This is a genomic window from Rhodoferax sp. GW821-FHT10B06, from assembly GCF_059415605.1.
Genome location: NZ_JBWKNO010000021.1, coordinates 1 through 16,208, shown reverse-complemented (window position 1 = coordinate 16,208; position 16,208 = coordinate 1). Strand labels below are relative to the sequence as shown.

The following is a 16,208-nucleotide window of genomic DNA, read 5'->3' as shown; positions in this document are numbered from 1 at the left end:
TGCAACCACGCGTGATATCGGGTTCCGTGCAAACTGTCGTGGGTTGCACCAAGGGAAAACCCTCATTCCCCTACATATGGATGCCACCAAGAGCCTACTTGCCTGCATAGTGCAACCTTTGTAAGAGCAACCGACCGCCTGCATGGGGCGTTCCGTGTCGTTCTGCATCGTGCGCAAGAAGGTCTAGATGCCACTTCACTCTACTTTGTCGGACCGAGATGGGATGACAAATGTAAGCAACTTCCAAGAGGACTTCATACTGCCATGGCCCAAGAAAAAGAAAATCCTCTAAACCAAACCCTGCTGAACATGGCCGGACGCATTGCACAGCTGGGTGGTTGGACTGTTGATCTGCCGGACAACCGCATTAGTTGGTCGGACGAGATGTGCGCGATCCATGACCTGCCTCCAGGCACGGCTCCTGAGCTTGAGCAGGTTTTCGGTTTTTATGCTCCACAATCGCAAGCCGCTGCCCGTAATGCCTTTGACGCATGTGTTCAGCAGGGCACGTCTTTTGACTTGGAATTGGAAGTGCTCACGGCCAAAGGCCGGCACATATGGGTTCGCGGTATGGGCGAAGCTGCGCGGGACGCTGCCGGCTTGATTGTCCGTATCCAAGGGGCATGCCAAGACGTGACGGAGCGCAAGCAGACCGAGGAGAAGCTCATTTACGAGCGAGACTTGTTGTGGATGCTGTTGAACAGCTCTCCAGATCACATTTATTTCAAGGACATCCAATCGCGTTTTATCAAGTGCAGCACGGCTCAGGCCCACCAATTTGGAGGAAGGTCTGTAGATGAGCTGGTGGGCAAGACGGATTTCGATATCTTTTCCGAAGAGCATGCTCGCCCTGCGTATGAAGATGAACAGGAAATCATCCGGACCGGTCAACCCATCATCAACAAGGTGGAGCGGGAAACTTGGCAAGACGGCCGACCGGATACCTGGGCGCTAACCACCAAAATGCCGTTACGCAATAAAGATGGTGTGATTATTGGTACGTTTGGTATTACCAAGGATATTTCGGCTATCAAGCAAGCAGAAGCGGAGTTGGCTTACCAGCGGGATTTACTCGCGACACTTATGGAAAACCTGCCGGATTCGATATTCTTTAAAGACCTGCAATCACGCTTCGTTCAGCTCAGCCGTTCTGAGATCAGCAGCCTTATGCAAACGGCAATAAACCGATTTCGTGCTGCGTTACCGGCGGATGCGGACGACACCTTACCTCCGCATTTGCAGAGTGTCGATGCGTTCAAGGAGTATGTCATTGGTAAAACAGATGCTGATATTTACGGCATCGAGCATGCGGCAGAGTTCGCAAAAGATGAGCAGGAGGTGCTGCGCACGGGGCAGCCTATGATCGAAAAGAGCGAAATCGTCGCAGTCAATGCGGACGGACAGGCTGACTGGCATCTCTCGACAAAGTGCCCCTGGCGTGACAGAGATGGACGCCTCATTGGCACATTTGGTACCTCTAAAAACATCTCCAAATTGAAAGAGGCGGAGAGAACGATCGAAGACGTGCACAAAAAGCTGGTCGATGCCTCACGTTTGGCAGGCATGGCCGAGATTGCTACCAACGTGCTACACAACGTGGGCAACATTCTTAATAGTGTCAATGTCTCCACGGATATGCTCAGCGCACAGTTGAGGAACTCAAAACTCAAAGGCCTGACGCGTGCTGTGGGCCTGATAGATGAACATGCTGATGCATTGAGTGAATTTTTGACGAAAGACGCAAGGGGCAAGTTGTTACCGATTTACCTGCGTGAATTGGCCCAGACATTGGACTTGGAACATAGGGCCATGGCAGAAGAACTTGTCCTGCTGGCCAAGAGTGTTGACCATATCAAGGAAATCGTCGCGACTCAGCAGTCGCACGCTAGTGCCCCGCGCGTGGTTGAATCGGTACGCTGGAATGAATTGGTGGAGGATGCGCTGCGTATGAATGTCAGCTCCCTTGTGCGCCATAAAGTGCAGATCGTCAAAGACTTTGATGCACTGCCCGCTCTCTCGCTGGATCGACATCGCGTATTGCAGATTTTGGTGAACCTGATCGGCAATTCCAAGCAAGCCCTGGATGGTCTGGGGCTAGCCAATCCCACTATCACGCTGGGAGCCCGCCTTGTCATTTCGGAACAGGGGAGGGCGCTGCGCATCACCGTGGCCGACAATGGCGAAGGCATTGCGCCAGAAAATATGACGCGCATCTTCGCGCATGGTTTCACTACCCGAAAAACCGGGCACGGCTTCGGTCTGCACAGCTGTGTAATAGCGGCGCAGGAAATGGGCGGAAGCTTGTCTGCGCATAGTAGTGGAACTGGGCAAGGAGCTACGTTTACCCTCGATATTCCTATAGACACCCAAGAGGGATAGCAATGAACCAACTACCTAATCGGCGTATTTTGCTGATTGACGATATGCCCGCCATCCACGAGGATTTTCGCAAGGTGCTTGCGCCCCAGGTGTCGGAGCGTGTCGAGCTCGGTGCGGTAGAGAGGGCTTTGTTTGGTGATGCTGATCAGCCCGCCGTTGATGCCTTCTTACTTGATTCGGCCTATCAGGGACGAGAAGGGCTGACCAAGGTGCAAGCTTCATTACATGACTCAAGGCCTTACGCGATGGCCTTTGTCGATATGCGTATGCCGCCAGGCTGGGATGGCGTGCAAACTATCGAGCACCTGTGGAGGGAGGATCCGCGACTGCAGATCGTGATCTGCACAGCATATGCAGATGCCTCCTGGGATGAGGTGCTGGCCCGGCTGGACGCGCGCGATCGGCTGTTGATTCTAAAGAAACCGTTCGACGCGATTGAGGTCTACCAACTGGCATCTTCATTGACTGCCAAGTGGCAGATGGCACAAGACTCATCCGAACAGGTTACGCGGCTGGAGGAGGCTGTGCGCGAACGCACCAGGGAGTTAAGTGCTAGCAACGAAGCATTGCAACTAGAGATAGAGGAACGCAAGCATCTGCAAGGTCAGCTGGTGCAATCAGAAAAACTTGCCTCCATCGGTCAGCTTGCAGCTGGTGTGGCACATGAGATCAACAACCCGATTGGCTATATCTTTTCGAACTTCAGCACACTGGAGGGATATTTGACCCAGCTTTTCCAGATGCTGGAGGCATTTGAAAATGCCGAAGGCAGCATAGCTGCTCCTGAGGTTGCAATTAGGTTACGCAAGCTGCGTGAAGAAATTGAGTTGGATTTCTTAAAAGAGGATATTCCCGTGCTGATGCGCGAATCGCAACAAGGCATTATGCGGGTGCGCCAGATCGTGCAAGATCTGAAGGACTTTTCTCGCGTGGATTCGACACAGGAATGGGAATGGGCCAATCTGCACCATGGTATTGAATCCACCTTAAATGTGGTGGCCAGCGAAGTCAAATACAAGGCTGATGTGGTCAAGGAATTTGGAGATATCCCTGACGTCGAATGCTTGGCTTCGCAGATTAACCAGGTGGTGATGAATCTGGTAGTCAATGCAGCACATGCCATGGGTGATGCACGCGGGCGCATCACGATACGTACAGGCTCCGCGGGAGAGGATGTGTGGCTGGAGGTGGCCGACAATGGTGCAGGTATTCCACCAGACACGCTCAAACGCATTTTTGAACCCTTCTTCACTACGAAGCCGGTGGGCAAGGGTACCGGACTGGGACTGTCGTTGTCATATGGCATTGTGCAAAAACACCAGGGACGCATTGAGGTGGAAAGCACCATAGGGCAAGGCACTACGTTTCGCGTCACGCTGCCCATTCGTCGGCCAATGCCGCACGATGTAGCACCGACCAGCGACATATGAGGATCAGTGGTGTTGGGTTCCGACCTGATATACATCACGGGAGGGGGCAGTTGGCCTGTCGTTCCCCTTAGCTATGGCCAAGTGCAAGGGCTGATTGGAGCCAGGCCCGGCTCATGGTCAATGGCAGTGCAGCCAGCTAGTCAAACTAAGATTCATGATTTGAAACTTAACATAATATACATCGTATAAAGTAATGCGTAGGCGCAAAGGCGATCGATCAGCCCCGGCTCTAGGTGTCTTAAGCAATCTTTCGAACAGTTTTTAAGCAAAGTTTGGGTTGGTCTTTGGCCGACTGCAGTGCCATTGACCATGAACCAGGCTTGGCTCTAGCCACCCCACCCACAAGATCATGCCTGAGGGTAACGCCCGGCCAATCGCCCACCCCAGTGGCGTATATCTGGTCAGAGCCCAACACCTTTGGATATCTCTGGTCGCCGCGAATGCTGCCTGGACGGCAGTTGGCCACAGGCCTTGATTTAGCTGGTCTCTGCCCGACCACTGGTTAACTCATGGTCAATGCGCCATACCCCATGGTGAACCGATGGTTAATGGCACTGTGAAGTGCCACCGAACTTGCGCGAGGTCATGGTCGAGCCATCTGCGATCCTTTTCTCTCCGTGCCCCGGAATTGGCCCTTTTGCAAACTGCATCGATATAGGATTGTTGAAGACCAGATCGTGTTCAATGTGGCAATCATTCCAAGGCCGAGGAAACGAGCTATCGCCCAGAGCTACGCTTATATGCACGAGCGTCAAGGCGCAGGCAATTGGTTTGCCGGGATGGTTGCAGCATCAGCCCCCGTACGTCGCGGCCAGCTTGACCGGATGAAAACGGTACAGTTCCCGCACCAACGGCTTGCATCGCTCGGCAATCTGTCCCAGCTTGAGGGATACCGCGGAGGCGATCATGGCCGCGGCCAGGCGGTTTGTGACGTCTCGGACTGGTAATCCTTGTGAAGCCGCCCCTGAGGCGAAGTTGCATCAGTATCGGATGAAAGCGGTCTTCCCCTGCCATGCACTGTGATGCTGCCGAGCTAGCAGCATCTTGTTAATACGTCTTCGCATTCTGCTGAGGCCGAGAAATGGTTGCGATTTGACTCGAGTTTTATGAAATCGAGCGAACCAAAAAATCAAACTTGTCCTGTATATGACTCTCTTTAAAGACGCCATTAATAGCTTGTCGAAGAAAAACTTCCAAATCTCTCTGCGTTAATGGAAGGATCAATCCCGCTTGGTTTTTATTTACGACATTTGCAATGTGCTTCAAATAGGAGTCTCTGATCTCATTCCCGCGAAAAAATATTAAACCAAAACGACCGAAGGTTTCACTAAAATAATACTGAACCTGATGAAAATCATCGGCAGAGAGGTTTTCATAATTTTTGCATTCAAAGACAACTTGAGTTGCACCGTATTTGGCTCGAACAATATCCCAAAACCCGCCACTCGCTCGATTGGACGCTATCCAATCACGTATCTGAGAACCATCTGCAGTTCGACACTTCGATTGAACGTTTGTAAGCGATCTAAAAAAGCAAAGCTTTACCACTTTGCCCACGATTTCTTCGAATTCTTGGGCCCCAGCATGTCCCAATGGGAGCGTCTTTAAATCCTCAAGCGCGCTTTTAAGTTCATCTTTGTATTGGTCGAATCTATAGTTGTCAGGTAGCTCCTCTAATACTCCCTCATTTTTCAGGGCGGTATCCTTGGAAACTGTCTGAATGAGAATGTTGCGTAGGTTTAGTGCTGGCTGGTACGTCGGATGAACGACAAAATGAGTCGCCTGATCGATAGGCAATTTGGCGTTCGAGTCTTTTCCGGGTTCCTTGAAGAAGGTTCGACCTGCACGTCGAAGTCCTAGAAACCCAATGCCATAAAGCAACTCGACGAGCCTTGATGCAGTTGTGTAGTCAAAGAACCACGACGCGCAATGCTTTTTTATCTTGTCGTTAACTAGCAATTTGGCAATAAAGTCTTCGATGCCAATCAACGAATACTCATTTCCAAGTCCATAGAAAAACTCTAGGAGGACGCTAATATTCGGATAGTTTTCGGCAAATTCATCGCCAAGATCTTTGAGACGGCTTGTGCTATATCTTCTCGATGCAGTCTCCACATCCGCCAACATCATCATTTGATGACCGCCATTAATAGCAGCTTCAATTGCATAGCTTGTCAGCATTAGTACGTCTCTTGGTCGGTGTTGGCAGAGTGCCATCACTGCCGCTCGACTACTGCGCTCAGCTGACTCCTCGAAGAAGCAAGCCCAGGCCTCTCCACCCAACTTTGGCTTTGTCGGAAATGGTCGGACAAGACGTCGCTCAACAAGCTCAACAAGCTTTTGCTCAGACCAGTCCAGAAATACAACTGCCGTCTCTAGTCGGGCAAACTCATTGTCAATCGAGCGGATGCGATCGTATATATTTTCGCGAATAAATATATATGGTCGAACTGCTGGAGTGGATGCGCAGAGCCTTACAGCGGCATGCATTAATGCCATTAGACAAATAATCGCCGACTCTGAGCCATCCCAAGACTCATCTAAGCGATCAATTAAAAGTGTGACGCGTAGCCCTCCCTTGTCGCTGAGTGAGTTTAGCTCCGCTGATAATTCTTTGCTACGATTAATTTGCCTCAGCCACAGCTTGTCCTGTGACTTGGAATATGCGTCAAATATTTCTTGAGTTAAGCTTAGAATGCGCTGATCAAAATCGCAATCTTCGATAAGATTTCGCTCTTTGGTAATTGTGGGTGGGAGGGCTCTTTCTTTTACGCGACCGGATGCCAGTAAATGACGAACACACTCATCCAGAAGCGCCCGTTCGAATGTGTGCGTAAGGGACTTGAAGGGACGCTGTCTTGTGTCGCGAAATTCGTCGTGCGCCAACGGCAGTTCCAATAGATCGAAAATCTGTGGAACTATGGAGATAGAGTCCGTGGTACGACGAAGCAACTCATAGGTGATCGCTGTTTTTCCAGCACCTCGCCGGCCTACAAAAAAACACTTCTGTGATGATTGATCAAGAGCTGCCAATGCAGCTGGCGTGGAAACAAACAATTCCGGCTCATTGCGAATCAGATCATACTCAGCAAATGCTTGTCCAATCTGAATACGTTCTAACGCTCGTTTTGGTAATACGAAACTTGTTGCCATCGTAGCTGCCCGCCAGTTTTTGAGAGGTCGAGTTGCAGTCTAACTGCCTCGCATGCAATCCGGCAGTAGAGACTGAGAAACCAGAGGTTCTGGAGCATAAAAGTCGCAACTTGAGACGGTCCGGATAAATACCTATTTGGGGGCGTATGTAGCCTTTTAAGCCGTGCCTTTGGCCGCGAAGCCTAATCTTGTGATAGCAGCGACAGCACCGGCCACTGCAATTTCATGGTGATGCCGCATAACGTAAGCAGGCCAAGCATATGCTCAACTGCAACGCTCGGCTGCCCTGGATCATTCCTGGATTTTGTCTGTACTGTGATCCGAGGTGTGCTTCAATTTCCGTGTCCGTTTGGTGGTAGGCACTGGTTTGGGGACGGTTTGATTTGCTACGAGTAGGTCCAATTGCTTCAGGGTGGCTGCGTTCGCTGCAGCTTGTGTATCCAGCAAGGCACGGAGTTCCGATGCGCGTTCCTCGGTAGACGCCAGTGCTTGGCGGATCAACCGCAGTTCCGCGTCGGCATGCAACAACTTGTCGGTCAGCTGTTTCTTGTTCAGTTCCGACTGCTGGTGGGATTCTTCCGCCCGCTGCGTTGCCGCCGCCAACGCGGCTTTGGCCAGCTTCGACTCTTGCCGCTCGCGATCGATGTCCTGCATCAGGCGGCGTTCATTCGCTGCAGCCCGCTCCTCCACCCTCCCTCGCTCTTCGGCGTGGCGTTGACCCTCCTCATCGGTGCGCCGGCGCTCTGTTTCCCGTTGCTGTTCTACAGCCGACAACCGGGACAGCAGTCCATCGATTTCTTGGTCCCGCTCAGTCAGCAGGGCCTGTGCCTCCCGCAAGCGCTGGCCCAGATCCGCCATCTGCTCCTGTGCGACCAGCAGGGCGCGTTCGGTCGCCGCCTGTCGTTCCGCAAAGACCGCCTCCTGCTGAGCCAGCTCGGCCACCCGGGATTCGAAGACAGCGCGCTCGTCCATAAGTGCCTGCCGCGCGGCCGCCGCCGCTATGTCGATCTCCTTGCGTGCCTGGGACAGGGCGGCCTCCCAGAGTTTGATGCTGGCCTGCTGCACGGCCGCTGGAAGACCGCCCGCCTCCTCCTTGGCCTCGCCGACGCCCAGTCTCGGTCCCAGCGTGGCGAACCAGGCCTCCAGCAGAGGCCCCACCGTATTCGGCGAGCCGCGGCCCATTTGCAGGCGCACGCGTTCGATGGTCGGGCGCAGGCCCTCGGCGATCAAGGCGTCCGCCGCCGCCCAGACATCGTCCTGCTGCACACCCCGCATATTTTTCTGTGGCATCGCCCTACTCCGTCTAATATTTACCAACGATAAGAGATTGTTATCGTGGTTTATATGGAATTTATGTAATAGATCATACATACTACATTTTATAAATAACAAAATATAAGTTTGAAGCAATATGCGCCTACCCAGTCTCCGCAAAACGCCCGCCCTGCAGCCCACCGAGCTCACGGACGTCACCCAACGGGCTGTGGAGGATTTGCTGCGCGAAGGGGAATCGCAGAACACCCTGGCCAGCTACCGTGGCGCTTTGCGCTACTGGGCGGCCTGGTACGGTCTGCGCTATGGCGGTCAGATTGGCTTGCCACTGCCAACGACTTGTGTACTGCAGTTCATCGTCGACCACGCCGAGCGGACCACAGCCAAGGGCTTGGTGTCCGAACTGCCACCAGAAATCGACCAAGCCCTGGTGCAGTCTGGCTATAAAGGCCGTCTCGGTGCCATGGCGCACAACACCCTGGTGCATCGCATCGCTGTGCTGTCCAAGGCGCACCAGCTGCGTGAGCTGAAGAACCCCTGCCATGACCCCAAGGTGCGCGAGCTGTTGTCGCGGACTCGGAAAGCCTATGCCAAGCGGGGCGCCCTACCCCAGAAAAAAGATGCTTTGACCCAGGATCCGTTGCAGGCCTTGCTGGCCACCTGCGACGACTCGCCAGGGGGCGTGCGTGACCGCGCCCTCCTCCTGTTTGCCTGGGCCAGCGGCGGTCGCCGGCGCTCGGAAGTCGCTGGGGCCGACATGCAGTTCTTGAAGCGCATCCCTGACGGGTTCAGCTACACCCTCGCCTTTTCCAAGACCAACCAATCCGGTGCCGATCAACCGGAGAACACCAAGCCGGTCCTCGGCCCTGCGGCGGAGGCCCTGGAGGCCTGGTTGCAGACCAGCGGCATCACTTCCGGGGCGATTTTTAGGCGGGTGCGCAGAGGCGGCCATGTAGGCCACGCGCTCTCCCCTGCTGCCGTGCGCGATATTGTGAAAATGCGCTGTACGCTTGCGGGCATTGAGGGGGATTTTTCTGCGCATTCTTTGCGTTCGGGATTTGTGACCGAGGCTGGGCGGCAGAATGTGCCGCTGGCGGAGACTATGGCGATGACCGGCCACCATAGCGTGGCTACGGTGTTGGGGTATTTCCGGATGGAGGGGACGCTGTCCAGTGCAGCAGCTCGGTTATTAGGATAGCAACGGCTGATTTGCCTGCCCAACAGCCTTATGCGACGTGCGGGTCGACCGGCTACAGTTGTTTAGGTTTATCCGACATCTGCCGTCAAGCCGCCGTCGCGTTCATGCTCGGGCAGATGTCGGATAAACCTAAACAATAAAGGGAGATAAGTCTTCAAAACTGAATGACAGCTTCCGCTACGTTGCAAACTTCTAAATGGGCCAACCTTGTGTCGGCTTCGGGCGGCGGATTCAAGTTGCGCGCACGTGTTGCAATACGCGCACGCTGCTTCGAGTTGCTATTACATCGAGATCCAGGGCCGGTGCGGCTCCTCCGCTGACGTGTTGGGCTTTAGACGGCGATTGCCGTCGGCGTCGATGGAATCGAAGACAACGCCTGAGCATTCGTCGCGCCCGGCACACTTGTCGCGGCCAATAGCTGGCTGCAGCAACACCTCGATGCAATCACTCTTACTCCTAGCCGCCCAACTCGATAACCTGCTGGTCACCTGTCCGATGCACACCTGTGTGTCCGTCGTCTTGGCTGAAGCCCCATCGGGGCACTCCCGAGTTACTTGACCAAGTGCTGCCACATGCGCAGCATGAAGCCCGCGCGCTCCACATCCGCCTGTGCAATTAGCGGAGTTTCACCAATCGGCTTGCCGTTCGATTCTGCGATCACCTTGCCGATCACGGCACCCTTGGCGACCGGCGCCTCCAGGTCAGGCTTTACCTGCACCGAGGTCTGCAATTTTTGACCGCGCGGGACGGTCAACGTCCATGGCGATCCCAGGCCTGCGGCGACGGTGTCGGCCTTGCCAAACCTGAGCTTGGCATTAGTGACCACGGCGTTCGGCTGAATGGGGGTGGCCTTCTCGAAGTGGCTGAATCCCCAACCCAGCAGTGTGCGGGTCTCGTCGGCACGTGCCTTTGTGCTGTTGGTGTTGAGGATGACCGTGATGAGGCGCATGTCGTTGCGCTTGCTTGAGGTGACCAGGCAGTAGCCGGCTTCCTCGGTGTGGCCCGTCTTCAGTCCATCCACAGTGGGGTCGGTGTAGAGCAAGGCGTTGCGGTTGCCTTGCTTGATACCGTTGTACTTGAACTCGCGTTCGGCGTAAATCGGGTAGTAATCGGCGCTGTCACGGATGATCGCCCGCGCGAGGATGGCGAGATCGCGGGCAGACGACTTGTGCGCCGGGTCGGGCAGGCCTGTGGGGTTCACGAAATTCGTGTTCGCCATCCCAAGGCGCTTGGCTTCGGCATTCATAAGCTTGGCGAAGCCCTCTTCGGAGCCCGCCATGTGTTCGGCGATCGCCTTGGAGGCATCGTTACCCGACTGTATGACGATGCCGCGCAGGATGTCCATCACCGTGGCCTGGCTGTTCAGCGGCAGGTACATGCACGACTCGGTGCTCGAGCCCCGGCACCAGGCGTTCTCGCTGACCGAAACGAGATCGTCCTTTTTGAGTTTGCCTGAGCGAAGGGCCTGCTCGACCAGGAAGCTGGTCATCATCTTGGTCAGTGACGCTGGCGGCAACGGTTCGTCGGGGTTGGCTGAGGCAAGTACCTCTCCGGAGTCGAAGTCCATCAACAGCCATGCCTTGGCGGGGATGGCCGGCGCGCCACCGGCCACGACGGATTGCCCGGCCAACGGCGCTGAGGCTGGCACCTCGACTGCGGACTTTTTGTGGGCACCAGGCTTGGCTGCTGGGCGATCAGCTGCAAAAGTCGCCAAGCTGGGCACCAAGGTGCCTGCGGCTACGGCGAATACGAGAGGCAGGAGGGAAAATTTCGTGGATTGCATAGGATTCATGGTCGTGATCGTTCATTGTGGCGGAGCGTACCCCGCTTTCTTGCATGGGGGAGATTTTCGTCGGCGGGAGCGGTGGAGGCACCTCTGCCAGGAGCTCCGATACTGCCACTAGGATAGGAGCTCATGAAAGGCTCTTGTGATCCTATGCGTTGATCTAGATGGATAAGATGTGGATCCATCCACGCGTCGCTGAAGCTCGTTATGCCCCACCCAAACCTCCGCTTATATGTAGATGCCCAATTTGCCAGTCCGTATGCAATGTCGGTATTCGTTGCACTGCATGAAAAGGATTTGCCGTTTGATATTGCGACCGTAGACCTCGGCGCCAACGAACAACAAACCGCAGGCTTTGCGGATGTTTCGTTGACGCAACGGGTGCCCAGCTTGCATCACGATGGCTTCACCCTGTCGGAGTCGTCCGCAATCACCGAGTACATCAACGATATTTTTCCCGGTGCGCCCTTGTATCCTTTAGAGCCGCATCGTAAAGCGAAGGCTCGTCAGATCCAGGCCTGGTTGCGCAGCGACCTCATGCCTATTCGCCAGGAACGCTCCACTGAGGTAGTCTTCTACGGGGTAAAGAAAGCACTTCTGTCTCAGGCTGCACGGGAATCTGCGGAAAAGTTGTTCTCAGCCGCAGAAACGCTGCTTTCTCATGGTGCTGAAAACATCTGTGGCCAATGGTCCATCGCCGATGTTGACCTTGCGTTGATGCTCAACCGCCTTATTCTGAATGGCGATTCAGTGCCGGAAAGACTGGTGGTATATGCAAAACACCAGTGGCAGAGACCGACGGTACAACGGTGGGTCCATCAAGTGCGCCCACCATTATGAGCCTACAGGTGACCAGCGAATAGCCTCACTGGAATACAACCTTGCGCCGACGCCCATCCTCCCGCTTGCTCGTTCTGGACCCAACCGGCCGCCTGCTGCTCTTTCGCTTCGTGCACAAAAAAGGCGCGCTGGCTGGGCAAGAATACTGGGCGACGCCCGGTGGCGAGGTGGAGTCTTGTGAAACTTTCACTGAGGCAGCCATCCGCGAGCTGAGGGAAGAAACGGGCATGGTGGTTACCAGCGTCGGTGACCCAATCACCCAGCGCGAATTCACCATGCAGCTTCCTGACGGAGAAGATGTGGTGTCTGAGGAGCAGTTCTTCGTCGTCCTCACAGCAGTTCAGGATATCTGTCGAAACCAGCACACGGCCTTGGAACTTGAAGTTATGGCAGACCACAAATGGTGGACTGCAGCCGACCTGGAATCAACCGACGACACTGTGTGGCCTGACAATCTTCCAGAAATGCTCACATCCACGGGTTGGTGGTAAGTCGTAGGGCGAGTTTCGATATTGGACCTGCAAGCATGCATCTCACATTGCCCCCTCAACCTTTTGTGGTTTCCGTCTCCCTGAGTCAAACACATACGTTCTCCAAGGTCAGGGCGGAAAGCATTCATCTTCTGAAGGGGCTTGGCATTGAGGGGGATGCCCACTGTGGCGAGACTGTTAAGCACCGGTCGCGTGTGGCGCAGAACCCCTTGCAACCCAACTTCCGCCAAGTCCACCTGGTGCACGCCGAGTTGTTCGACGAACTTGCTGCAATAGGTTTCGATATCGCCCCCGGCGACATCGGCGAAAACATCACCACAAGAGGGCTTGACCTCCTGAGCCTGCCGGTCGACACGGAACTGCAAATTGGTGCTTCCGCCCGTGTACGACTGACCGGTTTGCGGAATCCCTGCAAGCAACTTGACGACTTCCAAAATGGCCTGACGCAAGCGGTTCTGGAACGGGCCGTCGACGGTTCACTGATCCGGAAGGCAGGCGTCATGGGGGTGGTAGTCGAGGGCGGCCAAGTGATGCCAGGAGATTTCATCACTGTACGGTTTCCTGAGCAACCGCATCAAGCTCTGGAGCGTATTTGATGGGATAGTCTTGAAATGTACAAAAGACGATTTCGGTGATGCAGGCGTTGGGGGCGAAGCTGACAGACCGAGCACTGCCCAAACGGCTGCTTTCGCAAACCCGTTCCTGCCGACGGCCACTTCAGGCGGCAACAGCTGTCGTTCGCGAACGTCTCCTACCGGGCTATCCTCTGTGAAGCCCGCCGCAAGATCGCGCGCTAGCGTAGCGACCGATGCCACAGCTCAGACTGACATGGATCATGCGGCGAGCGAAAAGTCCTCAGTACGTCGGGGCCGCGACTTATTGAACGGACTAAACTGTGCCAGTGGCTCCCTGCGCCCGGCATCCGAGGCAGGTGCGACGAGCATTTCGGATTTTTGGGGGTGATGCTATGTATGGACTGGTCAACCAGGCGCTTGAGGATTTCGTCATCCAAGGGTACGGCACTTCAGCCTGGGACAGGATTCGGCAAGGTGCGGGTATCAACCATGAAATGTTCATCGCGATGGACGGCTACCCGGACGAAACGACGTACAGGCTGGTCGGTGCAGCCACCGACGTATTGGGCCTCGGTGCCACTCAGGTCCTGGAGGCCTTTGGCGAGCATTGGGTGCTCTATACAGCGCAGTCGGGCTACGGCGAGATGCTCGCCATGTTTGGCTCGGATCTGCGGTCGTTCCTCAACAATCTGGACAATCTTCACAGTCATGTGGGCATGAGCTTTCCTGCTTTGAGGCCGCCCTCATTCACGGTAGAAGAGATCGAGGGCGACACGGGGTTGCTATTGCACTACCGCAGTGAGCGCACGGGATTGGCGCCGATGGTGGTCGGATTGCTGAAGGGCCTGAGCAAGCGCTTTGCGCAAGAAATCATTGTGCAACAGACGGCCTTTCAGGGGACGGACGACCACGACGTCTTCCGCATCGACTACGTCGATGCCGACCCATCGCTCACGCAGTGATGTCAGTCCTCGAACTCAACCTGTCACCTCAGCAGTTCGCTGCCGCGTTCCCTTTTCACGTCGCGTTCGACGAGCAGCTGCGAGTACTGCAGACCGGAGCGGTGCTGCGTCGACTGTGCCCCGATTTGATCGAAGGAGCCCGGCTCGACGAGCACTTCATGGTTCAACGTCCCGTCCTGAAACGCCTGGACTACAACGCTATCCACCTGCACGAGAAATCGCTATTCGTGTTGCAGCATCGCGCGAGGCCGTTGCGCCTGCGAGGGCAGTTCGTCGTCCAGGATCGGCGACTGGTTTTCCTGGGCTCGCCCTGGGTGGCCGAAATGGTCGAAATTAGCCGACTCGGGCTGTCACTCAGCGATTTCGCGGTACACGACCCCGTCGTCGACTTGCTATTCCTCCTGCAAACCAAGAACAAGTCTCTGGACGATGGGAAAGTACTGTCTCAGCGCCTTCGGGCCAGCCAGCAACGACTTGCGGAAGCGCAGGCGCTGGCGAAGTTGGGCAGTTGGGTGCTCAATCCAGAAACCGGCCAGATCGACTGCTCCGACGAGGCTCGCCGCATCTATGGGTTCATCTCGACAAGCGAGAACCTCACGTTGGCTCGCCTGATGGCGCTCGTACCAGCGGTTCAGCGGGGGGGACTTCACGAGGCGATCCAGCGGGCCGCACAGGGCGACGCCCCCCTCGAGCTCGAGCACCGCGTGAACGCACGTGACGGGGTCGATCGGTGGGTCCACGTCACCTTTCAAGGATCTGTGCAGAACGACGTCACCACCGTGCGCGCCGCGGTGCGCGACGAGACCGCCAACAAGAAGTCGGCCTTGCGCCTGGCGTTGGCTCACGACGTCGCCCAGGAACTGGCCGCGGATGTCGAGCCCGAGAGTGCGATGGCGTTCATCCTGTCATCGATCGGCGCGCGGATGGATTGGGCGGCCGCGGTGTGCTGGGGCGTGGATGCTGACTCCCGGGTGCGCTGCCTGGGTGCTTGGGCGGCGTCCGACGATGCTCCATCGTATGAGTTCAGCGCGGCCATGGGCGTCTTCAGCGGACCGCGCCCGGACGGGAACCTTGACGCCGCCTGGGCCGCCGGCAACCCGCTGTGGCGCGCGATCCATGGGGCCGACGCGTCACACGTTCGGGATCAGTTCGCTGCCCGCTGCGGCCTGAATGCGGCTGTGGTCATCCCGGTCGTTGCAGGCGCGCAGCTCTTGGCGCTCGAATTCTTCAGCCACGCGCAGATCACCATCGACGGTGAGATCGAGGATTTCATGCGCTCGATCGCGAGTCAGTTGGCCCAGTACCTGCGGCGCAAGCAAGCCGAGGCCGCGCTGCGGCATTCGGCCCACCACGATGAGTTGACCGGCCTGGCCAACCGTGCCTTGCTGCAGGAGCAATTGGCGCAGGCCATGCAGCGCGCCGCACGGCGGAAAACCAAGGTCGCCGTGCTGTTCATGGACCTCGACCGTTTCAAATCCATAAATGACAGCCTCGGCCACAGTGCCGGCGACGTATTGCTGCGGACCTGTGCGAATCGCCTGCGGGAGGGCGTACGCCTGAGCGACACCGTGGCTCGATTCGGCGGGGACGAATTCGTGTTGGTGCTAGAGGGGCTGGACAACGCGGACGACGTGATTGCACCGTTGGCGAAAGTCGTGAGCTTGTTCAGCCGTCCCTTCGAGGTCAAGGGGCGCGAGCTGCCGACCACGGCAAGCATCGGTATCAGCCTGTTTCCGGACGACGGGCAGGATGTTGAGACCCTGTTGATGAACGCCGACGCGGCGATGTATCGAGCCAAGGGGATGGGTCCGGGAAACCATCACTTCTACTCTTCGCAAATGAGCGCACAGGGCCAGCAGCAACTGGCGCTCGAGAGTTGCCTGCCTCGCGCGCTGGAGAGAGACGAGTTGTTCCTCGTGTACCAGCCCAAGCTCGATCTGACTACCGGGATTGTCACGGGAGTGGAAGCGCTGATGCGCTGGAGTCACCCCACAATGGGCCTGGTCTCGCCCTTGCAGTTCATTCCCATCGCGGAGGACATCGGACTGATCGACAGCATGGGGCACTGGGCGTTAGAAGTCGCCTGCCGGGATGCGAGAACGTGGAATGACCAGGGCCACCC

General features: G+C 56.1%; 11 protein-coding genes. 8 read left to right on the top strand and 3 right to left on the bottom strand.

The genetic code is table 11. The annotated features are described in order from the left end of the window. Window positions 1–264: 264 nt before the first annotated feature. Together AC07O2_RS23070 and AC07O2_RS23065 are read left to right on the top strand one after the other, a co-directional pair. Window positions 265–2,379 (top strand): PAS domain-containing protein, encoded by a 2,115-nt coding sequence (locus AC07O2_RS23070; protein WP_495234555.1) that lies wholly within the window; start codon window positions 265–267, stop codon window positions 2,377–2,379. A 2-nt stretch (window positions 2,380–2,381) separates the two neighbouring features. Further along, window positions 2,382–3,809, top strand: a complete 1,428-nt coding sequence (locus tag AC07O2_RS23065; protein ID WP_495234554.1) for an ATP-binding protein — start codon at window positions 2,382–2,384, stop codon at window positions 3,807–3,809. A 1,104-nt stretch (window positions 3,810–4,913) separates the two neighbouring features. On the opposite strand, the gene AC07O2_RS23060 is transcribed toward AC07O2_RS23065, so the two are convergent. Both AC07O2_RS23060 and AC07O2_RS23055 read right to left on the bottom strand, forming a co-directional pair. Beyond that, window positions 4,914–6,962, bottom strand: coding sequence for a P-loop ATPase, Sll1717 family (locus AC07O2_RS23060; RefSeq protein ID WP_495234553.1), 2,049 nt, complete (start codon window positions 6,960–6,962; stop codon window positions 4,914–4,916). 291 nt (window positions 6,963–7,253) lie between these two features. Continuing rightward, complete coding sequence (locus AC07O2_RS23055; RefSeq protein WP_495234552.1) at window positions 7,254–8,252, bottom strand: DNA-binding protein; 999 nt, start codon at window positions 8,250–8,252, stop codon at window positions 7,254–7,256. Window positions 8,253–8,373: 121 nt separating this feature from the next. On the opposite strand from AC07O2_RS23055, the gene AC07O2_RS23050 reads away from it, so the two are divergent. Beyond that, window positions 8,374–9,432 carry a tyrosine-type recombinase/integrase gene (locus AC07O2_RS23050; RefSeq protein WP_495234551.1) on the top strand — a complete coding sequence of 353 codons (1,059 nt, stop codon included), beginning with the start codon at window positions 8,374–8,376 and terminating at the stop codon, window positions 9,430–9,432. Between the two features lie 550 nt (window positions 9,433–9,982). Here the strand turns inward: AC07O2_RS23050 and AC07O2_RS23045 are convergent. After that, window positions 9,983–11,215 (bottom strand): D-alanyl-D-alanine carboxypeptidase family protein, encoded by a 1,233-nt coding sequence (locus AC07O2_RS23045; RefSeq protein ID WP_495234550.1) that lies wholly within the window; start codon window positions 11,213–11,215, stop codon window positions 9,983–9,985. Window positions 11,216–11,425: 210 nt separating this feature from the next. On the opposite strand from AC07O2_RS23045, the gene yfcF reads away from it, so the two are divergent. The 5 genes from yfcF to AC07O2_RS23020 form a co-directional block, all read left to right on the top strand. Beyond that, window positions 11,426–12,058 carry a glutathione transferase gene (gene yfcF / locus AC07O2_RS23040; protein WP_495234549.1) on the top strand — a complete coding sequence of 211 codons (633 nt, stop codon included), beginning with the start codon at window positions 11,426–11,428 and terminating at the stop codon, window positions 12,056–12,058. A 41-nt stretch (window positions 12,059–12,099) separates the two neighbouring features. Continuing rightward, on the top strand, window positions 12,100–12,549 hold the full coding sequence (locus tag AC07O2_RS23035) for an NUDIX hydrolase (protein WP_495234548.1): 450 nt from the start codon (window positions 12,100–12,102) through the stop codon (window positions 12,547–12,549). Window positions 12,550–12,584: 35 nt separating this feature from the next. Next, window positions 12,585–13,145: an MOSC domain-containing protein gene (locus AC07O2_RS23030; protein WP_495234547.1), complete on the top strand. Its 561-nt coding sequence runs from the start codon at window positions 12,585–12,587 to the stop codon at window positions 13,143–13,145. 371 nt (window positions 13,146–13,516) lie between these two features. Then, window positions 13,517–14,086 carry a heme NO-binding domain-containing protein gene (locus tag AC07O2_RS23025; RefSeq protein ID WP_495099441.1) on the top strand — a complete coding sequence of 190 codons (570 nt, stop codon included), beginning with the start codon at window positions 13,517–13,519 and terminating at the stop codon, window positions 14,084–14,086. Continuing rightward, window positions 14,086–16,208 (top strand): diguanylate cyclase domain-containing protein (locus AC07O2_RS23020; RefSeq protein ID WP_495234546.1); only part of this gene is annotated, 2,123 nt, incomplete at its 3' end. The genes AC07O2_RS23025 and AC07O2_RS23020, both read left to right, overlap by 1 nt.